The sequence below is a fragment of the Isoptericola sp. NPDC055063 genome, from assembly GCF_053608125.1.
In genome coordinates this window covers 33,786-59,027 of the sequence record NZ_JBSGUW010000011.1, presented here as the reverse complement: position 1 = coordinate 59,027, position 25,242 = coordinate 33,786, and the positions used below count along the sequence as shown (strand labels likewise).

The window sequence follows — 25,242 nt, the reverse complement described above, 5'->3', positions numbered from 1 at the left end:
CCCGTCGTCGCGACGCCGGGGAGAGTTCCCGATAATCGGGATAACCTCGCCCGATGGCGACGCGACCCGCGACCCCGCGACCGGCAACCGCACGACCGGCAACCGCACGACCGGCAACCGCGGACCCGGTGCTCGCCCCGGCGGGCACGCAGACCCTGGCGCGCGGGCTCGCCGTCGTCGACGCCGTCGCCCGCGGGCACGACCGGCTGCGCGACGTCGTGGAGGCGACCGGCGTCGGGCGCAGCACCACCCACCGGCTGCTGCAGCTGCTGGTCGCCGCCGGGTACCTGCGGCGACTCGAGGACCGGTACGCGCTGGGCCCCGCCCTCATCGAGCTGGGCTACCAGGCGCTGCAGGAGAACCCCGTCGCCGAGGTCGCCGCCGCACCCCTGCGCGCGCTGCACGCGCGGGTGTCCGACACCGTGCACCTCGCGATCGAGGACCGCGGGCAGGTGCTCTACCTCGACAAGATCCCCGGCACCCGCGGCGAGCCGACCCGCTCGCGGACCGGCCACCGCATGCCCCTGACCCGCACCGGGATCGGCAAGGCCCTGCTGCTCGACCGGCCCGACCGCTGGCGCGACCAGTTCCTCGCCGAACGCCGGGCGGGCGCCGACGGCGACGGCGTCGGCGAACAGGAGGCGGAGGTGCTCACCGCCGACCAGTTCGTCGCCGTCATGACCGAGTCCGCCCGGCGGGGCGTCGCGCTCGACCTGGAGGAGAACGAGCCCGGCGTGCTGTGCGTCGCCGCCCCCGTGCGGGAGGCGGGCGGCGCCATCGTGGCCGCGATCAGCGTCTCCGCGCGGCGTCCGGCCATGCCGCCGGCGCGGGTCGAGGCGCTCGCGCCCGTGGTGCTCGACGCCGCCGCGAGCATCGGCGCGGGCCTCGGCTTCGACCCCGCGCGCTGACCCCGTGGTCCGACGGTCCGGATCAGCCGGTCCGGGTCAGCCGTCCCCCGACGAGGACGGGCTCGGCGAGCTCCCGGGCGCGTCGCCGTCGTCCTCCCCCGTGGCGCCCGCCGGGCCGTCCGCGACCTGCACCGACTCCCACACCGACTGGTACCAGGGCACGCTCGACCCGCCCGCAGTGCCGACCGGCCCGGAGCCGACGGCCTCGCCCGTCACGGGGTCGACGTCGTCGTCGCCCGCCGCGCCCGGGTCGACCACGCGCCACACCTTGTCCGCCGGCATGACGAAGCTCAGCCGCGAGCGTGCCTGCTCCTCGACGTACGAGCGGTCGTCCCAGCGGCCGAGCTCCACGTCCAGGCGGTCGTTCTCGGCCTGGTTCTGCGCGAGCTCCGTGCGCAGCCGGTCCAGCTCGTGCGACTGCTGCACCGCGCCCCGCACCGTCGGCAGCAGCAGCACCACCGCGAGCAGCACCACCACCGACAGCACGATGAGCCGGACGGTCAGCACCTCCGGCAGCACGAGGCCGTAGCGGCTGCGGCGCCGGTCCTCGCGTGCCGGGCCCGCCGGGCGGCGCGAGCCCTTCCGGCCCGCCGAGCCCTTCGCCGTCGTCCGGCCCGCACCCGACGCCTTCGTGCCGGGCTTCGCAGCCGACGCCTTCGACCCTGCCGTGGATCCCGTCCTCGACCCCGACGACTTCGACCCGGTCGACTTCTTGCCGGTCGACTTCGAGGCCGATGACGCGGGGCGGGCGGACGGCGGCGCACCGACCGAGCCGTTCGCCGTCGTCGTGGGCCGCGAGCCGCGCGCGCCCGAGGGCCGCGACGCCGGGCGGCGGGCGGCGGGAGATGTCGGGCGACGGGCAGGCACGCCCCGATTCTGCCGATCCGCACCGCCGCCGCCGGGGACCGTCGTCGGCGCGCCCGCCAGACCACCTCGCCGAGGTAGTTCCCGTCTCCGCGAGGTAGTCCCGAACCTGCCGAGGTAGTCCCGAACCTGCCGAGGTAGTCCAGATTCTGCCGAGGTAGTGGACTACCTCGCGGAATCTCGAACTACCTCGCGGAGATTCGCACTACCTCAGCAGGTTCGGGACTACCTCGCGGAGATCCGGACTCCCTCGGCAGGTGAGGCCTCCCTCGGGCACGACGACGGCCGGCCGCCCGCGGGGGGAGCGACCGGCCGTCGGTCAGGACCTGCGAGCCTCCGGGGTGTCAGCCCTGGAAGCGCGGGAAGGCGGAACGGCCGGCGTAGCGACCGGCGTCGTCCAGCGCCTCCTCGATGCGCAGGAGCTGGTTGTACTTGTTGATGCGCTCGCCGCGGGCGGTGGCACCGGTCTTGATCTGGCCGGCGTTGGTCGCGACGGACAGGTCGGCGATGGTGGTGTCCTCGGTCTCGCCGGAGCGGTGCGAGGTCATCGTCGTGAAGCCGTTGCGCTGCGCGAGCGTGACGGCGTCGAGCGTCTCGGTGAGGGTGCCGATCTGGTTGAGCTTGACCAGCAGCGAGTTGGCAGCCTTCTCCTCGATGCCGCGGGCGAGGCGCTCGGGGTTGGTGACGAACAGGTCGTCGCCGACGACCTGCACCTTGTCGCCGACCTCGGAGACGAACTGCGACCAGGCGCCCCACTCGTCCTCGGACAGCGGGTCCTCGATGGAGACGATCGGGTAGCTCGAGATCAGGCCCTCGTAGAGCTTGATCATGTCCTCGGTCGAGTGCACCTCGCCGTTCTTGAAGTGGTACGCCCCGTCCTTGAAGAACTCGGTCGCGGCGACGTCCATCGCGATGGCGACGTCGGAGCCCGGCGCGAAGCCGGCCTTCTCGATCGCCTCGACGATGAGGTCCAGGGCGGCGGAGTTCGACGGCAGGTCGGGGGCGAAGCCGCCCTCGTCGCCGAGGCCCGTGGAGAAGCCCTTGCCCTTCAGCACGCTCTTGAGCGCGTGGTAGACCTCGGTGCCCGTGCGCAGGGCCTCCTTGAAGGTCGGCGCGCCGATCGGCGCGATCATGAACTCCTGGAAGTCCACCGTCGAGTCGGCGTGCGACCCGCCGTTGATGATGTTCATCATCGGCACGGGCAGCACGTGCGCGTTCGGGCCGCCGACGTAGCGGAACAGGTCGAGGCCGGCCGACTTCGCGGCGGCCTTCGCGACGGCGAGCGAGACGCCGAGGATCGCGTTGGCGCCCAGCTTGCCCTTGTTCGGGGTGCCGTCCAGCTCGATCAGGGTCTGGTCGATGATGCGCTGCTCCTCGGCGTCGTAGCCGATGAGCTCCGGGGCGATGTCGTCGATGACGGCGTTGACCGCGCCCTCGACGCCCTTGCCCAGGTAGCGGCCCTTGTCGCCGTCACGACGCTCGACGGCCTCGAAGGCGCCGGTCGAGGCGCCCGACGGGACCGCCGCACGGGCGAACGTGCCGTCGTCCAGCGCGATCTCCACCTCGACGGTGGGGTTGCCGCGCGAGTCGAGGATCTCGCGTGCTCCAACGGCTTCGATGCTTGCCACGGGCTGCTCCTTCAGACGGGGCTCGCAGGCGACCGCGCGGCAAGGCCCAGGCGGGAGTGCCCGGGGCCGCTGACGCCCGCGACGGTGCTGGGTTGACCCGCCCAGCCTAGACCGGCGCCACACCGGAGGCTCCCGCGACCACCCAGCGGTCACGACCGCGCCGATAGCGTGGACCCCGTGGACAGCGTCTGGGACTTCCTCGGCTCGTACTGGTGGCTGATCTTCTTCGTCGGCCCCGCCATCGGCGGCGCGGCGCGCAGCATCTCCACCTGGGACCGGCAGCGTCGCCAGGACAAGCTCGAGATGTACCGCATCAAGCACGGCGTCGAGCAGCCTGCCGCCGCTGCCGCGAAGGCCGACGAGGAGGCCCTGACCAGCGAGATCGAGCGCACCGTGGCCGCGCACGACGCGACGCAGCAGCGCTGGCTGGCGTACGAGCTCGACGCCGTGAAGTCCCTCGAGTACCCGCTGATGTCGGACATGCGCGAGCAGGTGACCGTCGACTTCCACCGGGCCCGGCGCGCGGCGGAGGACCTGCGCCCCGACGACCTGGACGAGCTGCACGACCGGCGCCGCCTCGAGGCGTACCGCGACGCCGTCCGCGAGATGCAGGTGCGCTTCGACGTCGCCGAGCGGGAGGCGAAGCGGCGGCGCGCGTCCGACTTCTCCCCCGCCGAGCGGCAGGCCCTCGACCGGGCGAAGAAGCTCCTCGCGATGGCCGACGACGAGGGCTCGTCGCAGGCCGAGCGGCAGTCCGCCTACCGACGGGCCATGAAGGAGCTCGAGGGGATCGTCGTGCTGCCGGACGCCGCGACCGACGCGCTCGAGCACCGCATCGCCGGCGAGCTCGGTCGGCCCACGGGCGACTGATCTGCCCCGGCCGCCCCGGCCGGCCCGACCGGCCCGACCGGCCCGACCGACACGGCCCGACCCGACCGGTCAGGTCGCGTCGGGCAGCTTCTGCCGCGCCTCGCGCCGCACCGCGGCCGGGAGCGCGTCGCCCATCCGGTCGAGGAACGCGCGCACGGCCGCCGGGTCCGCGGCACCCGCGTGCTTGAGCGCGATTCCCACGGGCTTGCGCACCACCGGGTCCGGGTCGGTGTGCAGGAGCTCGGCGAGCCGCAGCAGGTCGGCGATGCCCTCGGGGTGGGGCGGGCGGGTGAACGCGAGCGGCGCGGTCAGCGCCGTGCGGCGGCGCAGCGGGTCGTCCGAGCGGGCGAGCTCGAACAGCGGCTCCCGCGACCGGTCCCGCAGGTACACGCCGACGACGCGCGGCGCCGCCCGGTCCACCATGTCCCACGTGTCGATCCGGTCGTGCCGGTCGAGATACACGCGGTACCGCGCCTCCCGCTCGTCGTCGGTGACCCGTGGGCGACGGACCGCGAAGTCGAGCACGCAGAACGCGGCGAGACGGGGCTCGTAGGCGGGCTCGTCGAGCAGCCGGTGCACCTCGTCGAGCGGCATCGCGGCGTACCGCTTCGCCACGTCGAAGAGCGTGCCCATCCGCACGCCCAGCACCTCGCCCCGGCCGGCGTAGTGCCGGTTCGGGTGCGCCGCCGGGTCCGCGACGGCGCGCAGGTCCTCGACGACGGCGCCGGCGGTGAGCTCCACGCCTCCACGCTACGCGCGGGGACCCGGCCCCGCGCCGGACCTCACCAGTTCGTGAACGACCCGTCCAGGGCACGCAGGGCGGGACGCTCGTCGGCGGTGGCGGTCATGCGGCGCGCGGCGTCGCGGTCGAGGTCGACGCCGAGGCCGGGCGCGTCGTCCGCCTCCACCCACCCGGGCCGGATCGCGGGGCGCGCGGAGAACAGGGCGGCGACGGCCGGCTCGGGCTCGGCCTGGTGCTCCTGGACCCCGACGGCGGGGCTGGCGAGGTTGAGGTGCAGGGAGGCCGCCGCGGTGACAGGGCCCAGCGGGTTGTGGGTGGCGAGCTTGACGTGGTGCACCTCGCACAGGGCGGCGATCTTGCGCGCCTCGGTGAGGCCGCCCGCCACGGCGACGTCGACGCGCGCGTAGTCGATCAGGTCGCGCTCGACGAGCCGCGCGAAGTCCCACTTGGACGCGAACTGCTCCCCCGCCGCGAGCGGGACCCCGGTGGCGGAGCGCAGGCGCGCGTAGGAGTCGAGGTTCTCGCAGCGCAGCGGGTCCTCGACGAAGTAGGGGCGCGCGCTCTCGATCTCCCGGCACAGGGTGACGGCCTCGGGCGGGTCGAGGCGGGTGTGCACGTCAAGGATGAGCTCGACGTCGTCCCCGACGGCGTCGCGCATGCGGTGGAAGAGCTCGATGCCGTCGCGCATGCTCTGGCGCTGGTCGAGCACGCCGGGCGGGTGCGGCAGCGCGAACCGCAGGTGCCGCCAGCCGTCGGCGGCCAGGCAGCGGGCCCGCTCGTAGAACGCCTCGCGGTCCTCGTAGTCGTCGCCGAGGTGCACGTAGCAGGCCACGCGCTCGCGCACCGGTCCGCCGAGGAGCCGGTGCACGGGCACGCCGAGGGCCTTGCCGCGCAGGTCCCACAGGGCGGTGTCGATCGCGCCGATGGCGGCGCCGACGATCCGGTCCGCCGGGAAGAAGCCGCGCCGGGCCATCACCTGCCACAGGTGCTCGACGGCCATGGCGTCCTCGCCCAGGACCAGGTCGGCCAGGTGCTCGACGGCGCCCGCGACGGCGCGCTGGCGCGACCGGATACCGACCTCGCCGATGCCGTGGAGCCCTTCGTCGGTGTCGACGACGACCAGCATCATCGAGTCGCCGTGGTCCGGGAGGGTGAGCACCTCTACGCCAGTGATCTTCATCGAACACTCCTCGGTGAAATTTCCACCATCGTTTCCAGCACGAATTGCGGCGATCCTAGCCACAGTCACGCTTCTCGGCCAGACCTGTTCCACAACTCTTGACGTGTTCCACAACCGTTTGCCATGATCCGTGGCACCACCGATGAAGGAGGTGATTCCCGTGGCAGCCACGATCACGGAGGTCGCGCGACGGGCCCAGGTGTCCGCGTCGACGGTCTCCCGGGCCATCAACAGCCCCGAGCTCGTCAGCGACGAGACCCGACGGCGCGTGCTCGAGGCCGCGAACGCCCTCGGCTACTCGGCGAGCCCCGCCGCGCGCTCGCTGCGGGACCGCCGCACCGGCTCGCTCGGGCTCGTCGTCACCGACATGGCGAACCCGTTCTTCCCGCCGATCCTCAAGGCGATGCAGGCCCGGGTGCGCCGACAGGGGTACACGCTGCTGGTCGCCGACTCGGACGAGCACGAGGCCGACGAGGCCGAGACCATCAGCACCCTGTCGAAGCAGGTCGACGGCCTGATCCTGTGGGCGTCCACCCTGTCCGACGACGCGCTGGCCCGGCTCGCCGCCGAGATCCCGCTGGTGCTCGTCAACCGCGAGGTACCGGGCGTCGCGGAGGTGCGGATCGCCCTCGGCGGCGGCCTGCACCAGGCGGCGGAGCACCTGCGCGCCCTGGGGCACGAGCGCTGCGCGTTCATCAACTGCGCCCGCCCGGAGCTCCAGCGCGGCAAGTCCATCCACGAGGCCTTCGACGACGTCGGCCTCACGCTCGTCGAGCTCGGCCCCTACAAGCCGCAGTTCGAGACCGGCCTGCACGCAGCCCCGCTCGTCACGGCGAACGGCGCGACGGCCGTCATCGCCCACAACGACCTCGTCGCCATGGGCGTGCTGCACCAGTTCCACGCGCTGGGCGTCGACGTCCCGCGCGACGTGTCCGTCGTCGGCATCGACGACACGCTCCTGTCCCAGGTCGCGACGCCGTCCCTGACGACGATCGCCATCCCCGCCGACGAGCTCGCCACCCGCGCGCTCGACACCCTGACCGACCTCGTGCACGACCACGACCGACCTGCCGCCCTCGTCGAGGTCGGCACCCACCTGGTCCCCCGACGATCGACCGGCCCGGCTCCCCGGGACTGATCGGCGCGGGACGACTCACCGCTCCAGTGGAGGGACGACGATGACTCACCACCCGACCCGGCGGCGCGCCGTGCGCGCGACCGCCGTCGTCACCGCATTCGGCCTCGCCGCCACGCTCTCGGCGTGCGGCGCCTCGGACGACGACCCCGGCGCCACCGCCGGGCCCGTCACGCTGCGCGTGCAGGGCATGCCCCCGGCGACCGACGCCGCCGGGCAGGAGGCCTTCCAGGCCACGATCGACGAGTTCGAGGACGCGAACCCGGACATCACGATCGAGGCCACGACCAACGAGTACGACCCGCTGACGTTCTCCGCCCAGCTCGCCGGCGGCAGCATCGAGGACGTCATCCGCGTGCCGCTGACCGAGCCGCAGGGCCTCATCCAGCGCGCGCAGGTCGCGGACCTCACCGAGTACCTCGCGGCGTGGCCGCACTACGAGGAGCTCAACCCGCAGGTCCTCGAACCGCTGTCGGACGACGCCGGCAACGTCTACGGCGTGCCGCGCTCGCCGTTCGCGATGGGCCTGGCCTACAACCGGGCGCTGTTCGAGAAGGCGGGCCTGGACCCCGACGACCCGCCGGAGACGTGGGACGAGGTGCGCGCCGCGGCGAAGGCGATCGCCGAGAAGACCGACGCCGCGGGCTTCGTGCACGAGTCGAAGGACAACCAGGGCGGCTGGCAGCTGACCATGCTCACCTACGCGTTCGGCGGCGCGCTCGAGTCGCGGGACGGCGACACCGTCACGCCCACCCTGGAGACGCCGGAGATCAAGGCCGCGCTCGCCCAGCTGCACGAGATGCGCTGGACCGACGACTCGATGGGCAGCCAGCAGCTGGTCAACCAGGACGACGTGGTGCGCGACTTCGCGGCCGGGCAGGTCGGCATGTTCATGGGCACGCCCGGCACGTACAAGCTCGCCAAGCAGAACTTCGGCATGAAGGACACCGAGAACTTCGGGATGGCCGCCATGCCCCAGGCGGGCGGCGACGCGACGATGTCGGGCGGCGAGGTCTACATGGTGCCGGCCAACGTCGAGCCCGCGAAGGCGGCCGCGGCGGTGAAGTGGATGCTCTTCGCGTACGCCCAGCCGCAGTACGACCCGGAGGTGGCGGCGGCGCAGGCGGAGACCCTCGCGAAGGACCCGACAGCCGCCGTCGGGGTCCCGACGCTGCCGATGTTCGACGCGGCGCACCAGGAGAAGATCGACGCCGCGATCGAGCCGTGGGTCAACGTCGAGCTCGACCACTTCACGCACTACACCGAGGGCACCCCGCAGCTCACGCTGCAGCCGGAGCCGACCGCGGGCGCGCAGGCGATCTACGCGGTGCTCGACACCGTGGTGCAGGCCGTGCTCACCGAGAAGGACGCCGACATCGACGCCCTGCTCGCCGAGGCCCAGGCGCAGGCCGAGGCCCAGCTGGCGTCGAGCTGAGGACCACCGTGGCGACGATGACGACGACCGTGCCGGTGGCGCGTCCCGACCAGGACGCGCCACCGGCGCCCCGGCCCAGCCGGCGGCGCGCCCTGCGCACCGACCTGGTGGCGGCGGGGCTCCTGGTGCCCGCCCTGCTGATCTTCGGCCTGTTCGCGTGGTGGCCGATGATCCAGGGCCTGCTCCTGAGCTTCCAGAAGACGAACCTGGTCACGCCCGCGGTGTGGGTGGGCCTGGACAACTTCCGCGCGCTGCTGGCCGACCCGCTGCTCGCGACGGCCGTGCTCAACACCCTGCAGTTCGTGGGGCTCGGCCTGCTCATCGGCTTCCCGCTGCCGATCATCATGGCGGCGGTGATGTCGACGGTGCGCCGTTACGGCGGCGTGTACCGCGTGCTGGTCTACCTGCCCGTCGTCGTCCCGCCCGTGGTGTCCGTCCTGCTGTGGAAGTGGTTCTACGACCCGGGCCCCGGGCTGTTCAACTCGCTCCTCGCCCAGGTGGGGCTCGGCCCCTACCCGTGGCTGGAGTCGCCGGACACGGCGATGCTCTCCCTCGTCCTGGAGTCCACGTGGGCCGGCATGGGCGGCTCGGTGCTCATCTACCTGGCGGCCATCACCGGCGTCCCGCAGGAGCTGTACGAGGCGGCGGAGCTGGACGGCGCAGGACTGTGGCGCCGCATCGGGCACGTCATGCTGCCGCACCTGCGCCCCACGATCGGCCTGCTGCTCCTGTGGCAGCTCATCACCACGGTCCAGGTGTTCACCGAGCCGTACGTCTTCACCGGCGGCGGCCCGCGCAACTCCACCGTGACCGTGCTGCTGCTGATCTTCCGCAAGGGCTTCCAGCAGGGGCAGTACGGGCAGGCCGCGGCCCTCGCGTTCCTCCTGGCGCTCGCCCTCGCCGCCCTGTCGTTCGTCTACCTGCGCGCCACCCGGCGCTGGAGCCAGTCATGAGCACCTTCGTCTCGGTCGCCGCCCGGCGACGCCCGGGCGGCCGCGCCGCGCTGCTCGCCGTCACGGGGATCGCCCTCGTGCTGCTCGTGATCGCGGGCGTCGGCCCCCTCTACTGGGCGTTCAAGGGCGCGATCTCCTCCCCCACCGAGCTGGTCACCGACCCCCTCGCCCTGTGGCCGGCCGACCCCCGCTGGGAGAACTTCGCCCTGGTGTGGACCCGCCTCGACATCGGCCACTACCTGCTGAACTCGCTGTGGGTGGTGCTCGGCTCGTGGGCGGTGCAGCTGTTCGTCGCCGTGACGGCGGGCTACGCCCTGTCGGTGCTGCGGCCGCGCTTCGGGCCCGCGGTGTACGCCGCCATCCTCGCCACCATGTTCGTGCCGTACACGGTGTCGATGGTGTCCCTGTTCCTCACGATCATCGACGTGCCGCTGGTGCACCTGAACCTCGCCAACACCTACTGGGCGATCTGGCTGCCCGCCGGAGCCAACGCCTTCAACGTCCTCATCGCCAAGCGGTTCTTCGACGCGCTGCCGCACGAGCTCTTCGACGCCGCGAAGGTCGACGGCGCCAACGTGTGGCAGGTCATGACCCGCATCGTCATGCCGATGAGCCGCCCCATCCTCGCCGTGATCTCCCTGCTCGCGGTGATGCACGCCTGGAAGGACTTCATCTGGCCGCTGGTCGCGATCACCGACCCCGCGAAGCAGCCGATCGCGGTCGCGCTGTCGGTGCTCGCGAAGCAGGCGCCGCAGGACCAGCTCATCGCCGCCTGCTTCCTCGCCCTCCTCCCGCCCGTCCTGCTGTTCCTCGTCTTCCAGCGCTACATGGTCGACGGGCTCGGCTTCACCGGCGTCAAGGGCTGACCACCGGCCTCCCGCTCGTCCCCGCACGTTCCCCCGTCACCGTCGACGAAGGACCCCACCATGACCGCTCGCGAGCTCCCCGCCCCCGTGTCCCGCCGGACGTTCGTCGCCGGCGCCCTCGCCACCACCGGCGCCGCCACCCTGGCTACCGTCGCCGCGCCGCCCGGCATCGCGCGCGCGGCCGACCTGCCCTCCCTGGTCGCGCCCGGGATCCGCCTCGACGCGCTGGCCGACGGCACGATCGTCGTGCGCGACGACGCCGGCACCGAGCGCCTGCGCCTCACCCACTTCATGGTCAAGGACATGGTGGTGGGCCAGCAGCGCACGTACGGGGGCACGCCCACGGCGACGACGCTGCCCGACGGGCGGCCCGCCATCCAGGTGGAGTACCGGCTCGCCGCGGCGGCGGACGGCATCACGGTCCGCGGCGTCTTCGACGTCTCGCCGCACCGCGCCCACCTGCGGTGGGACGCGACCAGCCCGCGCGGGCTGAGCCTCAACTCCCAGGTGACCAGGGTGCCCGCCGGGTCGACCGGCGCGTACACGACCACCGCGCTGGTGCGCTGGCAGCGCGACGCGGGGGGCGGCGTCCCGTTCGAGACCAACGACGGCATCGTCTACACCGAGCCGCTGGCGGGCACGGCCGCGCACTTCCGGTTCGCCACCACCAACCCCGCCTGGTCCAGCGCCACCTGGCTGCACGTCGAGGGCATCCTCGGCGACGACGGCGTGCTGGTGCACGAGGGCGACCTCGTGCTCGGCGACCTGTCCCCCACCGCGGCGGGCACCGTCGCGACGGGGCGGCCCGTCGGCGTCGAGCTCGTCCACGACCGCCCCTTCGGGCTGTCGACCGACGCCTCCGCGCCGCTCGTGGTGCACGCGCACGTCGTGCAGGGCGCGCCGACGGCCGGCCCCGTGACCCTCGCCTGGGAGGCCCGCGACTTCGACGGCGCCGTCGTGGCGCAGGGTACGGACACGCGCGCGCTGGAGCCCGGCACCTCCTGGCAGCGGGCCGTCGAGGTCCCCGCCGTCGAGCACGGCATCGCCTTCGTCGAGGTGCGGGCCGCGAGCGCCGGCGGCGAGGACTTCGCCCGCACCACGCTCACGGTGCTGCCCAGGCACGACTACGCAGGCACCGGCCGCATCGGCATCGCGAACTACCCGTGGCTGCTGGAGCCGTCGAAGAAGGACGTGGCCGAGCTGCTCACGCTGCTGGGCGTCGCGTCCGTGCGGATCGCCTACGAGGGCGCGCCCGGCATCCCCCCGGCCGAGCTGGAGGCGATGGGCATCATGCCGAACATCCAGCACGGCGACGTCGTCTTCGGCGCCACGCCCGAGGAGGCGAAGCAGTGGGCCGCCGACCTCGTCGACGTGGTCGTGGGGGCGCGGGCCCGGTACTTCGAGGTCGACAACGAGCGCAACCAGCCGTGGATGTCCGGCCGCTACACGCTCGAGTACGTGCGCGACGGGCTGCGCCCCGCCGTCGAGCGGCTGCGCGAGGTGGGCGGCACGGCGAAGGTCATGAACTGCGGCCTCGGCGGCATGGACGTGAACTGGGTCGACGGGTTCCACGCCGAGGGCGGCTGGGACCTCATCGACGCGTTCGCGTTCCATCCCGGGCGGGGCAACTTCGTGCCCGACTACGCCCCCGCGCCCGACGAGTGGGTCACCGGCGACACCGGCTCGTACTGGAACTTCCTGGGTGCTCTGCGCGAGGCGCGGCGCCGGGTGGACCTGTACGGCGGCGACAAGGAGCTGTGGCTCACCGAGGCCTACGCCTGCACGCGGCCGAACCGCTGGTGGAACGACACCCTGCGGCAGGCCGCGGAGAACACGCTGCTGCAGCTCGCGCTCGCGATGTCGGAGGGGGTGGACGGCGTGAACTGGTACCAGCTCCACGACTCGATCATCCACCGCCCCCAGCAGGCGATGCCGGCGAACGCGGAGTACCACTTCGGCCTGATGAACCGCGACACCAGCGCCAAGCCGTCGCTGCTGGCGTTCGCCACCGCGACCCGCCTGCTCGAAGGCGCGACGTTCGTCCGCTGGCTCGACCTGTCCGCACAGGACCCGGACCTGCGCGGCCTGCTGTTCGACACCCCGGACGGCCCGATGTCGCTGCTGTGGTCGCGCGCCGACGGGTACCTGCTGAACGCCGACCACGGCGCCGACGCCTACCACCCGCACCCGGAGGCCTGGGAGGACGGCTGGCCCACCAAGACGGAGGTGTCCTTCCAGGGCGCCCGCGAGGTCGTGGAGATCGACTGCATCGGCCGGCGCCGGACCGTCGCGGGGAGCGGCGGTACCGTGACCGTCCGGCTCGACGGCGCGCCCCGCGTGTACCTCGGGCTGTCGGCCCGCCCCGAGAAGAACGTCGCCGCGTGCCGTCGCGTCGACGCCGACGAGAGCTGAACGGAGCGCGATGCGCGAGCAGGACCTGACCTACGACGTCGTCGTGGTGGGCGGCGGGCTGGCCGGCGTGTGCGCCGCGATCGCCGCCGCCCGCCTCGGCACCCGCGTGGCGCTGGTGACGAACCGGACCGTGCTGGGCGGCAACTCCTCCAGCGAGATCCGGGTCTGGGTGGTGGGCGCGACCGCCCACGGCCGCAACCACTTCGCCCGGGAGACCGGGATCATGGGCGAGCTGTTCGTCGAGAACCAGTACCGCAACCCCGAGGGCAACCCGTACCTGTGGGACGCGGTGGTGCTCGACGCGGTGCGCGCGGAGCCGTCGCTGGACCTGTTCCTCGACGCGGACGTGCGCGAGGTCGAGGCCGACGGGCCCGCGTCCGCGCGCCGCGTCGTGGCCGTGACGGCGTGGAGCCCGGGCAGCGAGACCCGCACCCGCTTCGCCGCGCCGGTGTTCCTGGACTGCACCGGCGACGGCTTCGTCGGGCACCTCGCCGGGGCGGCGTCGCGGCTGGGACGCGAGGCCCGCGCCGAGTTCGGCGAGCCCTGGGCGCCCGACGAGGCGGACGCGATCACGCTCGGCTCGTCGCTGCTGTTCTACTCCAAGGACGCCGGGCGGCCGGTGCGGTACGTCGCGCCGGACTTCGCGAAGGACATCACCACGACGTCGATCCCCTCACGCCGGGTGATCCGTGCCGAGGACTCGGGCTGCGCGTACTGGTGGATCGAGTTCGGCGGCGAGCTGGACGTGGTGCACGACAACGGCCGCATCCGCGACGAGCTGTGGTCGGTGGTGCACGGCATCTGGGACCACATCAAGAACTCGGGCGAGTACGACGCCGAGAACCTCACCCTCGAGTGGGTGGGCTCGGTGCCGGGGCGGCGCGAGTACCGCCGGTTCGTGGGCGAGCGCACGCTGACGCAGCTCGACGTCCTCGCGCAGCGGGAGTTCGACGACCGGATCGGGTTCGGCGGCTGGTCGATCGACCTGCACCCGCCCGGCGGCATGTACGCCACCGAGGAGGGCGCGCGGCAGCGGTACGCGGACGGCGTCTACCACCTGCCGTTCGGCATGCTGCACTCGCGCGCGCTGCCGAACCTGCTGTTCGCGGGTCGCGACGCCTCGGCGTCCCACGTCGCCTTCGGCACGACGCGCGTCATGGCGACCTGCGCCGTGATGGGCGAGGCCGCCGGCACCGCCGCCGCCCTGTGCGTGCGGCAGGGGGTGGCGCCGCACGAGCTCGACGTCCCCGCGCTGCAACGGACGCTGCTGCGCCAGGACGCCGCGATCGTCGGGCTGGGCAGCACCGACCCCGCCGACCTCGCCCTCGCCGCGACCGCGACGGCCTCCTCCGTGCTGCGGCAGATCGAGGTGACCGACGCCGTCGAGGCGTGGCCGCTGGAGGACGACGCCGGCCTAGTGCTGCCGGTCGACCCGGCCCTCGACGGGCTGGAGCTGCTGGTCGACGCGCGGGTCGCCACGCGGCTCGAGGTCGAGCTGTCCGACCCGGGCAAGGCGCAGAACTACGTGCCCGGCGACGTCGTCGCCACGGCCGTCGTCGACGTGCCCGCCGGGGAGAAGCAGTGGGTGCGGCTCCCCCTGGCGTGGGCGCCCGACGGCCCGCGCAACGCCTTCGTGCGGGTGGCCGCCAACCCCGACGCGGCGCTGTACCTCGCCGAGGGGCGCCGGCCGGGCGTGCTCTCCCTGGTGCGCCGGGCGCTGCGGCCGCAGGACGAGCGACCCCAGCCCGTCCGCGAGTGGAGCACCAACGACGTCGGCCGCCGCACCTACTGCGTGCGCGGCGTGCGCACCGACGCCTTCACGCCCGACAAGGCCGTGGACGGCTGGCTGCGCCCGTTCGCCGGGCCGCGCACCTGGGTCTCCGCGCCCGCCGGCGCGGACGAGCCGGCGTGGCTGGAGCTGCGCTGGCCCGCGCCGGTGACCATCGGGACGGTGGACGTGGTGGGCGACGACGACGTCGAGGAGGACCTCATCAACCTGCACCGGCACACCAGCCCGCACCGCGTGCCGCCCGTGCTGCTGCGCGACCACGAGGTCCAGGCGCTCGTCGACGGCGCGTGGCGCACCATCGCGTCCGGGCGCGACAACCGGCGCCGGCGGATGGTGCACCGGCTGGAGGCGCCGGTGACCACCGACCGGCTCCGCGTGGTCGTCACGACCACGCACGGGGCGCCCTCCGCGCACGTCGTCGCGGTGCGCGCCTACGCTCCCGGCGTCGAGGTCGCGTCGCGCGGGGGTGCCGCGTGAGCGCCGCGGGCCGGGTGCTGGTCACCGGCGCGGGCGGGCGGATCGGCACCGCCGTCGTCGCCGAGCTGGTCGCCCGCGGCACCGCGGTGACGGCGCTCGTGCTGGACGCCGCGGACGCCCCCGCCGGGGCCGACCGCGTGGTGGCGGGCGACGCCGCGGACGCCGACGTCGTCGCCCGCGCCCTGGAGGGGGCGGACGGCGTCGTGCACCTCGCCGCGATCCCGTCGCCCCTGCACGACCCGCCCGAGGTGGTCTTCGGGAGCAACACGCTCGCCACGTTCACGGTGCTGGAGCAGGCGGGCCGGGCCGGCGTGCGCCGCGCCGTCGTGGCGGGCTCCCAGGCCCGGAGCGGGCTGCCGTTCGCGCCGCGTCCCGGCCATCCGGCGTACGTGCCCGCCGACCTCGCCTCCCCGTCGCAGGCGGCCGACCCGTACGCGCTGTCCAAGCTGGTCGACGAGCAGACGGCCGGGGCCGCCGCGCGGCGGCACGGCATGACGGTCGTCGTGCTGCGGTACCCGCTCGTGGGCGACGCGGACCGGCTCGCCGCGTTCGCCGCGGCGCGGGCCTCGGACCCGGCGCTCGGCGCCTCCGACCTGTGGGCCTACCTGGACGTCCGCGACGCCGCGACGGCCGCGGCGCTCGCGCTCGACGTCGAGGAGCCCGGCGCCCACGTCGTCGACGTCGCGGCGCCCGAGACGCTCGTCCCGTTCGCCACCCGCGACCTCCTGGCCCGCTACCACCCCGGCACCGAGGTCCGCGCCGACCTGCCCGGCCGCACCGTGCCGGTCGACCTGGCGCCCGCCGAGCGCCTGCTCGGGTTCCGCGCGCGCCACCTGCTCGACCCGGGGCCGGGACGGCCGCTCCCCTGATCTCCTCCTCCTGACCGGCTCCCCGACCCGTTCCTCTCCTCGACACACCCGCGCCACCTCCGTCTTCACAGGATGGTCACAGCCGCACGGCAGGGGCGCACCAGGCGCGCACCCTAGGTTCCGGGGCGTCCCGTGGCAGCGCCGCCACCCCTCCCGCGGTCACCGCACTCTCGTCACCGCACTCCTGTCGAGGAGCCCCCGATGTTTCTCACCTACCTGCGCCGCGAGCTGCGGCACCGGCGCAAGCAGACCGTGGTCGTCGCGATCGGCCTCGCCGTCGCGATAGCGCTCGTCATGGTCGTGTCCTCCGTCTCGTCCGGCGTGCGCGACGCCCAGGCCTCCGTGCTGGAGTCCGTGTACGGCGTCGGCACCGACGTCACCGTGACCCAGGCCGGCGAGCGCGGCTCCGGCGGCCCCGGCCGGTTCCAGTTCGGCTCGGGCGACGGCAGCGCCGACGACGACGGCACCCGCACCGTCGACCAGGACCGGCTGAGCGTCACCCCGGGTTCGGCGGCGTTCGACGACGACGCGCTGGGCACCGTCACCGGCGTCGAGCACGTCACGGGGGCGGCGGCCACGCTCACGCTGCAGAACACGTCGTTCTCCGGCGAGATGCCGGACTTCGACGCGATGCGCCAGCAGTCCGACCAGCAGGGCGGTCCGGGCGGCGCAGGTGGCGGCACGGACCAGCAGGCCCCGCCCAGCGGCGGTCCCGACGGCGCGGGCGGCAGCGCGTTCCAGGTCGACAGCATGACGGTGACCGGCGTCGACCCGACCGCCGACGCCGTGGGCCCGCTGACCACCGTCCAGGTCGCCGACGGCCGCGGGCTGGAGGCCGACGACGCCGGCACCGGCGACGCGGACCCGGCGAAGGTCGCCGTCCTCGACGCCGCGTACGCCGACCAGCAGGAGCTCGCCGTCGGCGACACCGTCTCCGTGGGCGGCACGGACCTGAAGGTCGTGGGCACCGTGACGTCCACGACGGGCGAGGGCGTCGCCACCGCGTCGGACGTGTACGTCCCGCTGACCCTCGCGCAGCAGCTCGCCGACCTGGACGGCCAGGTCACGGACCTGTACGTGTCCGTGGACTCCGCCGACCACGTCGACGCTGTCGCGGACGCCGTCTCCGCCGCCCTGCCCGACGCGTCCGTGAGCACGCAGTCCGACCTGGCCGGCGACGTCACCGGCTCGCTGTCCACCGCGTCGTCGCTGGTCTCGACCCTCGGCACCTGGCTCAGCGCCGTCGTGCTGGTCGCCGCGTTCGGCCTCGCGATCCTCTTCACCGTGTCCGGCGTGAACCGTCGCACCCGCGAGCTCGGCACGCTCAAGGCGATCGGCTGGTCGCGCGGGCGCGTCGTGGGGCAGGTGGCCGGCGAGTCCGTGGTGCAGGGCCTCCTCGGCGGCGTCGCGGGCGTGGTGCTCGGCGGGATCGCGGTGGTCGCGATCAACCTCGCCGGGATCACCCTGTCCGGCTCGTCGGGCGGCGGCGCGTTCAGCTTCGGCGGCCCCGGCGGGGGCGGCGGCATGCCCGGGGGCGGCCAGGTGCCGGGCGGCGGCGCCACCGGCGGCCCCGGTGGCGGGGGCGGTGGCCCGTTCGGCGGGATGGCCGACGCCGCGGGCAGCGCGGTCGACGTCGTCCTGCACGCGCCCGTGTCCGTGTGGGTGGTGGTCGCCGCCGTCGGGCTCGCCGTGCTGGGCGGCCTGCTCGCGGGCGTTGTCGGCGGCTCCCGCGCGGCCCGCCTGCGTCCCGCCGAGGCCCTCCGCTCCCTCGCCTGACCACCGCCCCCGACGCAACCGACCCGTCCAGGAAGGACCGGCATGTACAAGCTCGAGAAGCTCACCAAGACCTACCGCGGCAAGCGCACCGTGCACGCGCTCACCGACGTCACCCTCGAGATCGGCGACGGCGAGCTCGTCGCCGTCCAGGGCCCCACGGGCGGCGGCAAGTCCACGCTGCTGCAGATGCTCGGCGGCCTCGACCGCCCGACGTCGGGCAGCGTGCGGCTGGCCGGCGAGGACCTCGCGGCCCTCGACGACCGCGGCCTCACGCGCGCCCGCGCGCAGCGGCTCGGCTTCGTGTTCCAGCACTTCAACCTCATCCCGACGCTCACCGCGGCGGAGAACGTCGAGACGGCGCTGGTGCCGGCCAGGGTCGGGAGGGCGGAGCGGTCCCGGCGCGCGCTGGCCGCGCTCGACCAGGTCGGCCTCGCCGACCGCGCCGACCACCTGCCCGGCGAGCTGTCCGGCGGGCAGCAGCAGCGCGTCGCCATCGCACGGGCGCTGGTCAAGGACCCCACGGTGCTCCTCGCCGACGAGCCCACCGGCAACCTCGACGAGGCCACCCGCGACGAGATCGTCGAGCTGCTCGAGGGCCTGTGGAAGGAGCAGGGGCTGACCGTCGTCATGGTCACCCACGACTCGGTCGTCGCCCGCCGCGCCCAGCGGCGGCTGCGCATCGCGGGCGGCAAGGTCACCGAGGCGGCCTGACCGGGACGCCGGGGCGGGGGCCGGTCAGGCCGTCGTGACGAGCCGCTCGAGGGTCGCTCGGGCGGGCGGGCCCCACGTGGGCTTGCCTCCCGAGCGGCCCTCGTCGCCCGCATGACCGACGAGCAGGCCGCCCAGCGCGGTGGCCGCCGCCCACCCGCGGGCGCGACGGCGGGTGGCGTCGTCCGCGCACCGGTCGCCGGGGCCGCGGTACGCGGCGTGGAAGGCGCCCTCGGTGCCGGCGGGCAGCAGCCGCCACGCGGCGGAGAGGTCGTAGGCCGGGTCGCCCGCGCACAGGTCGCCGAAGTCGACGACGCCGCACAGGGCGCCGCCCGCGGTGAGGACGTTGGCCGGGTGCAGGTCGGCGTGCAGCCACACCGCCGGTCCGTCCCAGGCCGGCGCGGCGACGGCGTCCCGCCAGACGGCGCGGACGGCCTCGGGGTCGGCGACCAGCCCGAACCCGGCCGCCTCCGCGAGGCCCTGCTCGAACCCGTCCGTGTGCTCCGCCAGCGGGCCGCCGCGGCCGCGGCCGGCGGGCGCGCCGTCGGGGCCGGGGCGGTGCAGCGCGGACAGGAACGCGGCCAGGTCCTCCGCCGCCCCGGGGGCGGTGACGGGCGCGCGGTCGGCGGGCTCGCCCGGCACCCACGTCGTGACGATCCACGGCCGCGCGAACAGGGCGCCCGGCTCGCCGAGCCGCTGCGGCACCGGCACCGGCAGCGGCAGGAGCGGCGCGAGCCCGGGCAGCCAGGTGTGCTCCTTGCGCAGCAAGGCGTCGGCGCTCTCGGTCGCCCACGGCAGCCGGACGGCGAGGTCGTCCCCGAGCCGCCACAGCTGGTTGTCCCAGCCGCGGGCGCCGAGGCGCAGCGGCAGGTCGGCGAGGTCCGGGTGCTGCTCGCGCAGCAGGTCGCGGACGAGGTCGGCGGTGATCTCGACGTCGGTGGTGGTCACGACGCGCCACGCTAGCGGCGCACGGCGCCCGCCGGGCCGGCCGCGCCCGCACGTTCACGGCACCGGCACGACGTCGGCACGCGCCGCCCGACCCCTTCGATGCTCGAAGGTCAGGCGGTGGGTGTCGCCCCGTCGACGACGGTGGGCGGGCCGGCGCCGTCGTCCGCGCCCTCGTCGTCGGGCCGGGGCGGCCGCGCGACCAGCTCCAGCAGGGCGATGAGGACACCGGCCACCAGCGCGGTGCCGATGATGAGGCCCGGGGTGGGGCTGCCCGCGAGCAGCAGCACCAGCGCGGCCACCAGGATGATCGCCACGCGGACGGGGGTGCGGTAGCGGCCCAGCCAGTCGCCCACCGGGCCGGCGGTCACGCCACGGCCCTCGCCGTAGTCGCGCACCCACGCGAGACCCCGCCCGGCGCCCGCGCGCAGCGACCTCGCGGACGCGCTGCTCCCGCCCAGGTAGGCGACGATCGCGACGACGAGGCCGAGCACGCCGACCGTGCGCAGCGTGACCCGCAGGAACGACACGACCTGGTCGAAGAGCACCTCGGCGGCGTCGAGACGCAGCACCACGTCCTTGAGCGCGTCGAGGTAGATCCCCCGCGCGATCGCAAGCCCGACGGCGAGCACCACCATCCCGGCCACCAGCGCCAGCCCGGCGACCACCAGCGTGCGCGACTTGTGCCGCGCCACGAGCACGCCCGCGGCGAGCAGCCCGAGCGAGACCCACGGCAGCCACGTGCCCAGCGCCACGAGCTGCGCGTACCTGTTCTGCACCTGCACCAGCTGCGAGGTCTGCATGAGGGTGAACGTCGCGTTCACCTCGGGGATCCTGGCCGCGATGCCGAGCCCCCGGTCCACCAGGCGCTGCTTGACCAGGTCGATCATCCCGGAGAGCTGAATGGTGAGCTGCCCGTCCTGCCCGATCTGCAGCAGCTCGCCGCCCTCGCCCTTCATCGTCGCGACGAGCTGTTCGTGCGCCACCCGGTTCGCCTGCACCCACGCGTCCTCGAACGCGCTGCTCGTCACCACGTTGTTCGCGGCCTTCCGCACGAACGACTCGACGCCGCTGGTCAGCGGGCCCTCGAGCTGCGTCAGCGCCTCGGTGGCACGCGGCCCGACCCCCTGCTGCTCCAGCCCGTCGACGACGGTCCCCACGATGGCGTTCACGTCGATCTGGTCCATCACGACCGTCGTGAGCCGGCCCGCGACGGCGGACTGGATCGTGGGGTCGGACGCCAGCGGCCCGACCGTCGCGACGTACCGGTCCGTGTCGGTGAGGGTGCGCTCCGCCCACGCGGCCACCACGGCGACGGGGGCGAGCAGCGCGCCGAGGACGACGAGCACGACGGCGGCCGCGGCGCGGCCCCGGTGGCGCGGCTCCCGCGGGGCGGGCGGCGGCGCCGCGACGACGAGCGGTGTGGCGCCCGCCGCCAGGCGTGCGCGCAGCTCGGCGTTCTCCTGCTCCAGCGCGGCGAGGCGCGCCGCCGTGTCGTCGGGCAGCCCCGCGCCATCGACCCCGCCGCCGTTCGTGCCGCTCATCGCGCCCTCCGTCGTCGCCCGCCACGGGCCACGCACACGACGGCGCGGCCGGGCCCCTCGCGGGGCCGTCATCCGGCCATGCTAGGGACGCGCGAGCGTTCCCACCTGCTGAAACGAGGTGAACCGCGGGCGAGCTCCCGGGCGGCTCAGCGCGACGCCGTGCCGACGCTCGCGGCGGCGGACACCTCGCCGAGGATCACCGCATCGATGAGCTGCCGCGCCCAGGCGAGCACCTCGGCTCCGCGCAGGGGCCTGCCGCCGATGCGCGCCGTCGTCGGGAAGGGCACGAGGACCGCCCGGATGGCCGGCTTGAGGATGGTGCCCGGGTACAGGCGCTTGAGGCGCAGCTGCGCGGACTCCGCGAGCTCCACCGGCGCGAACCGGATGAACTTGCCCTGCGCGGTGACGTCCGTGAGCCCGGCGCGGCGCGCGTGGTTGCGGAAGTCGGCGACGTCGAACAGGGCGGAGGCGACGTCGGGGAGCTTCCCGTACCGGTCCACCAGCTCGGCGCGGATCTCCGCGAGCGCCGGGGCGTCCTGCGCGGCGGCGATCTTCTTGTACGCCTCGAGGCGCAGCCGCTCGGTGGCGATGTACGACTCGGGCAGGTGCGCGTCCACGGGCAGCTCGATGGTGACCTCGGGCTGCTCCTCCTCGCCGTCGCCGCGGAAGGCCGCCACGGCCTCGCCCACCATGCGCACGTACAGGTCGAAGCCGACGCCCGCGATGTGGCCCGACTGCTCGCCGCCCAGCAGGTTGCCGGCGCCGCGGATCTCCAGGTCCTTCATGGCGATCTGCATGCCGGCGCCGAGGTCGGTGTGTGCCGCCATGGTCGACAGCCGGTCGTGCGCCGTGTCCGTCAGCGGCCGCTCCGGCGGGTACAGGAAGTACGCGTACGCGCGCTCGCGGCCACGGCCCACGCGCCCGCGCAGCTGGTGCAGCTGCGACAGGCCGAGCACGTCGGCGCGCTCCAGGATCAGGGTGTTGGCGTTGGAGATGTCCAGGCCGGTCTCGATGATCGTGGTGCAGACCAGCACGTCCAGCTCCTTCTCCCAGAAGGCGCGGATCACCTGGTCCAGCTGGTGCTCGCTCATCTTGCCGTGCGCCACGCCGATCCGGGCCTCGGGCACGAGCTCCGCGAGGCGCGACGCCGTCTTCTGGATGGTCTCCACCTTGTTGTGCACGTAGAAGACCTGGCCCTCGCGCAGCAGCTCGCGCCGGGTCGCCGCGGCGATCTGCTTCTCCTCGTAGGCGCCTACGTAGGTGAGCACGGGGTGGCGCTCCTCCGGCGGGGTGGCGAGGGTCGACATCTCGCGGATGCCGGTCACCGCCATCTCGAGCGTGCGCGGGATGGGCGTCGCGGACATGGCGAGCACGTCCACGTTGGTGCGCAGCTGCTTGAGCGTCTCCTTGTGCTCGACGCCGAACCGCTGCTCCTCGTCGACGATCACGAGGCCGAGGTCCTTGAACCGCACCGAGCCGGTGAGCAGGCGGTGGGTGCCGATGACGATGTCGACGGTGCCCTTGCCGAGCCCCTCGACCGTCTCCGCCGACTCCTTGTCCGACTGGAAGCGGGACAGCGCGCGCACTGTGACGGGGAACCCGGCGTACCGCTCGGAGAACGTGTCGAAGTGCTGCTGCACCAGCAGCGTCGTGGGCACGAGGACGGCCACCTGCTTGCCGTCCTGCACCGCCTTGAACGCGGCCCGAATGGCGATCTCCGTCTTGCCGTAGCCGACGTCGCCGCAGATCAGGCGGTCCATCGGCACCGCCTTCTCCATGTCGGCCTTGACCTCGTCGATCGTCACGAGCTGGTCGGGCGTCTCGACGTAGGCGAAGGCGTCCTCGAGCTCGCGCTGCCACGGGGTGTCCGGGCCGAACGCGTGGCCCTGCGTCGCCATGCGCGCCGAGTACAGGCGGATGAGCTCGCCCGCGATCTCGCGCACGTGCTTGCGGGCGCGCGCCTTGGTGTTCTTCCAGTCCGCGCCGCCCATCTTGGACAGCGACGGCGACTCCCCGCCGGTGTACTTGGTGACCTGGTCGAGCTGGTCCATCGGCACGAACAGCCGGTCGCCCGGCTGGCCCCGCTTGGACGACGCGTACTCGATCACCAGGTACTCGCGCGTCGCCGCGTTCGCCCCCGCGCCGAGCGTGCGTTGCACCATCTCGACGAACCGGCCCACGCCGTGCTGCTCGTGCACCACGAAGTCGCCGCCGCGCAGCTGCAGCGGGTCGACGACGTTGCGCCGCCGGCTCGGCATCTTGCGCATGTCGCGCGTCGTGGAGCCCTGGCGGCCGGTGAGGTCGGACTCGCTGAAGACGGCCAGCTGCAGGTCGGTGGCCACGAAGCCCTTGCCGACCAGCGCGGGCGCGACCAGCACGACCCCGCCCTCCGGCTCCTCCCCCAGCGCCGTGACGAGCCGGGCCGCCGTGTCCTGCGCGGCCAGCTGCTCGACCATGCGCTTGGCGGGGCCGTGGCCCTCGGTGGTGAGCAGCAGCCGCCAGCCCGCGCGCTGCAGCGTCTGCACGTCGTCGAGCGCGCGCTGCAGGTCGCCGCGGTAGGACTCGACGTCGCGCGCGGCCACGGTGAACGTCGTGACGCCGTCCACCTCGGACGTCGGCGCGACGGCGGCCTCGTCGTCGCCCTCCGTGGGCGCGTCGAGCGCGAACGACGACAGCGTCCACCAGCCCAGGCCGCGGCGGGCCGCGACGTCGCGAACCTCGGTGAACGTCTCGAACGACGCCGCCGACAGGTCGATCGGCGCGGCCCCGCCTGCGACGGCGCCCGTCCACGCGGCGGCGAGGAACTCCTCGGTGGTGGCGACCAGGTCGTGCGCGCGCCGGCGGACGCGCTCGGGCTCGTCGATGACGAGCAGCGCGTCGTCGGGCACCAGCTCGAGCACGGGCACCATGCGGTCCACGAGCACCGGCGCGAGGGACTCCATGCCCTCGACGGCGACGCCGGCCGCGAGCTTGTCGAGCATCTCGATCGCACCGGGCAGCCGCTCGACCAGGCCCGCCGCCCGCTGCCGCACGGAGTCGGTCAGCAGGATCTCGCGGCACGGCGGCGCCCACAGGCCCTGCTCCGCGATCTCGAGCGAGCGCTGGTCGGCGACGGCGAACCAGCGGATCTCCGTGACCTCGTCGCCCCAGAACTCGATGCGCAGCGGGTGGTCCTCGGTGGGCGGGAAGACGTCGAGGATGCCGCCGCGGACGGCGAACTCGCCGCGCCGCTCCACCATGTCCACACGCGAGTAGGCCGCGCCGACCAGGCGGTCGGCCACGTCCGTGAGGTCGGCGGTGTCGCCGTGGTGCAGCTCCACGGGCTCCAGCTCCCCGAGGCCCTCGACCACCGGCTGCAGCAGCGCCCGCGCCGGCATGACGAGCAGGCGGATCGGCCCGGTCTGGCCGGGCTCGGGCGACGGGTGCGCCAGGCGGCGGAACACCGCGAGCCGCTTGGCGACCGTGTCCGCCCGAGGCGAGAGCCGCTCGTGCGGCAGGGTCTCCCACGCGGGCAGGACGGCGACCTCGTCGGCCCGCTCGTCCGGCAGGTACGCCCGCACCGACGCGGCGAGCTCGTCGGCCTCGCGGCCCGTCGCGGTGACGACCACCAGCGGGCGCCGCTCGGCCGCCGCGGCCAGCAGCGGCGCGCGCACCCCCACCGGCCCCACGACGTCGGCGAAGCCCCGCGCCCGCACGTGCTCGAGCGCGGCCGCGGCGCCGGGGTCGGCCAGGAGGGCGGGGACGATGCCGGTGAGGTTCATGCGAGGTCCTTCGGATCTGCGACGCGGGGCTCTGCGGGGTCGGAGCGCTGTGAGTGGGAGCGCTGCTTGCGGTGGGGGCTCGGTGCGGGCACGACGACAGGCCCAGCTCTCCCCGGGACGCACGTGGTCCCGCGGGTCCGACGCGGGTGTCGGGCGTCTCCGCCGTCGTGCCGGGCGCGTCGTGGGGCCGTGGAACCGTGCGACCGGCGGGGTGCCGGGCGTGCCGAACCAGACTACGCCGCGCCACCGACGCCCCCGCTCCGCAGCCCGCCAGCGACCCCGCCCGCGATGCCGAACAGGCGGTTGCGCACGTTCTGAGCGTTCAGAACGTGCGCAACCCCCCTTTTGGGGAGGGGGGGGAAGGGGGGGAGGGGGGGGTG

General features: G+C 74.3%; 18 protein-coding genes. 11 read left to right on the top strand and 7 right to left on the bottom strand.

The annotated features are described in order from the left end of the window. The first annotated feature begins 128 nt into the window (after window positions 1-128). Complete coding sequence (locus ACWF41_RS14430; RefSeq protein ID WP_380319712.1) at window positions 129-908, top strand: IclR family transcriptional regulator; 780 nt, start codon at window positions 129-131, stop codon at window positions 906-908. Window positions 909-944: 36 nt separating this feature from the next. On the opposite strand, the gene ACWF41_RS14425 is transcribed toward ACWF41_RS14430, so the two are convergent. Next, complete coding sequence (locus tag ACWF41_RS14425) at window positions 945-1,775, bottom strand: FtsB family cell division protein (protein WP_380319709.1); 831 nt, start codon at window positions 1,773-1,775, stop codon at window positions 945-947. Window positions 1,776-2,116: 341 nt separating this feature from the next. After that, on the bottom strand, window positions 2,117-3,400 hold the full coding sequence (eno, locus tag ACWF41_RS14420; RefSeq protein WP_380319706.1) for a phosphopyruvate hydratase: 1,284 nt from the start codon (window positions 3,398-3,400) through the stop codon (window positions 2,117-2,119). 177 nt (window positions 3,401-3,577) lie between these two features. On the opposite strand from eno, the gene ACWF41_RS14415 reads away from it, so the two are divergent. Then, window positions 3,578-4,270, top strand: a complete 693-nt coding sequence (locus ACWF41_RS14415; RefSeq protein WP_380319704.1) for a hypothetical protein — start codon at window positions 3,578-3,580, stop codon at window positions 4,268-4,270. A 69-nt stretch (window positions 4,271-4,339) separates the two neighbouring features. On the opposite strand, the gene ACWF41_RS14410 is transcribed toward ACWF41_RS14415, so the two are convergent. Continuing rightward, the gene (locus tag ACWF41_RS14410) at window positions 4,340-5,011 is read right to left on the bottom strand and encodes a DNA alkylation repair protein (protein WP_380319701.1); all 672 of its coding nucleotides are present in this window, start codon (window positions 5,009-5,011) and stop codon (window positions 4,340-4,342) included. 41 nt (window positions 5,012-5,052) lie between these two features. Continuing rightward, window positions 5,053-6,192 carry a mandelate racemase/muconate lactonizing enzyme family protein gene (locus tag ACWF41_RS14405; protein WP_380319698.1) on the bottom strand — a complete coding sequence of 380 codons (1,140 nt, stop codon included), beginning with the start codon at window positions 6,190-6,192 and terminating at the stop codon, window positions 5,053-5,055. A gap of 160 nt (window positions 6,193-6,352) precedes the next feature. Here ACWF41_RS14405 and ACWF41_RS14400 point away from each other — a divergent pair, with 160 nt between their 5' ends. The 9 genes from ACWF41_RS14400 to ACWF41_RS14360 all read left to right on the top strand — a co-directional run bounded on the left by ACWF41_RS14400 (window position 6,353) and on the right by ACWF41_RS14360 (window position 18,615). Further along, on the top strand, window positions 6,353-7,330 hold the full coding sequence (locus tag ACWF41_RS14400) for a LacI family DNA-binding transcriptional regulator (protein ID WP_380319695.1): 978 nt from the start codon (window positions 6,353-6,355) through the stop codon (window positions 7,328-7,330). Between the two features lie 40 nt (window positions 7,331-7,370). After that, window positions 7,371-8,762 (top strand): ABC transporter substrate-binding protein, encoded by a 1,392-nt coding sequence (locus ACWF41_RS14395; RefSeq protein WP_380319691.1) that lies wholly within the window; start codon window positions 7,371-7,373, stop codon window positions 8,760-8,762. 17 nt (window positions 8,763-8,779) lie between these two features. Next, window positions 8,780-9,715: a carbohydrate ABC transporter permease gene (locus ACWF41_RS14390; RefSeq protein WP_452182750.1), complete on the top strand. Its 936-nt coding sequence runs from the start codon at window positions 8,780-8,782 to the stop codon at window positions 9,713-9,715. Beyond that, a complete protein-coding gene (locus tag ACWF41_RS14385; protein ID WP_380323277.1) occupies window positions 9,712-10,581 on the top strand; it encodes a carbohydrate ABC transporter permease in 870 nt (289 codons plus the stop codon). The genes ACWF41_RS14390 and ACWF41_RS14385 overlap by 4 nt, the downstream gene beginning before the upstream one ends. A gap of 60 nt (window positions 10,582-10,641) precedes the next feature. Then, complete coding sequence (locus ACWF41_RS14380; protein WP_380323274.1) at window positions 10,642-12,993, top strand: hypothetical protein; 2,352 nt, start codon at window positions 10,642-10,644, stop codon at window positions 12,991-12,993. 10 nt (window positions 12,994-13,003) lie between these two features. Then, complete coding sequence (locus tag ACWF41_RS14375) at window positions 13,004-15,259, top strand: FAD-dependent oxidoreductase (RefSeq protein WP_380323271.1); 2,256 nt, start codon at window positions 13,004-13,006, stop codon at window positions 15,257-15,259. Further along, window positions 15,256-16,128: an NAD-dependent epimerase/dehydratase family protein gene (locus ACWF41_RS14370; protein WP_380323268.1), complete on the top strand. Its 873-nt coding sequence runs from the start codon at window positions 15,256-15,258 to the stop codon at window positions 16,126-16,128. The genes ACWF41_RS14375 and ACWF41_RS14370 overlap by 4 nt, the downstream gene beginning before the upstream one ends. Window positions 16,129-16,329: 201 nt before the next feature. Next, complete coding sequence (locus ACWF41_RS14365; RefSeq protein ID WP_380323265.1) at window positions 16,330-17,904, top strand: ABC transporter permease; 1,575 nt, start codon at window positions 16,330-16,332, stop codon at window positions 17,902-17,904. 42 nt (window positions 17,905-17,946) lie between these two features. Then, window positions 17,947-18,615 (top strand): ABC transporter ATP-binding protein, encoded by a 669-nt coding sequence (locus tag ACWF41_RS14360; RefSeq protein ID WP_380323263.1) that lies wholly within the window; start codon window positions 17,947-17,949, stop codon window positions 18,613-18,615. Window positions 18,616-18,639: 24 nt separating this feature from the next. Here ACWF41_RS14360 and ACWF41_RS14355 read toward each other — a convergent pair whose 3' ends face one another. The 3 genes from ACWF41_RS14355 to mfd all read right to left on the bottom strand — a co-directional run bounded on the left by ACWF41_RS14355 (window position 18,640) and on the right by mfd (window position 24,862). Next, window positions 18,640-19,560: a phosphotransferase gene (locus tag ACWF41_RS14355; RefSeq protein WP_380323260.1), complete on the bottom strand. Its 921-nt coding sequence runs from the start codon at window positions 19,558-19,560 to the stop codon at window positions 18,640-18,642. 110 nt (window positions 19,561-19,670) lie between these two features. Then, a complete protein-coding gene (locus ACWF41_RS14350; RefSeq protein ID WP_380323257.1) occupies window positions 19,671-21,101 on the bottom strand; it encodes a hypothetical protein in 1,431 nt (476 codons plus the stop codon). Window positions 21,102-21,247: 146 nt separating this feature from the next. Continuing rightward, a complete protein-coding gene (mfd, locus tag ACWF41_RS14345) occupies window positions 21,248-24,862 on the bottom strand; it encodes a transcription-repair coupling factor (protein WP_380323254.1) in 3,615 nt (1,204 codons plus the stop codon). Between the last annotated feature and the right edge of the window lie 380 nt (window positions 24,863-25,242).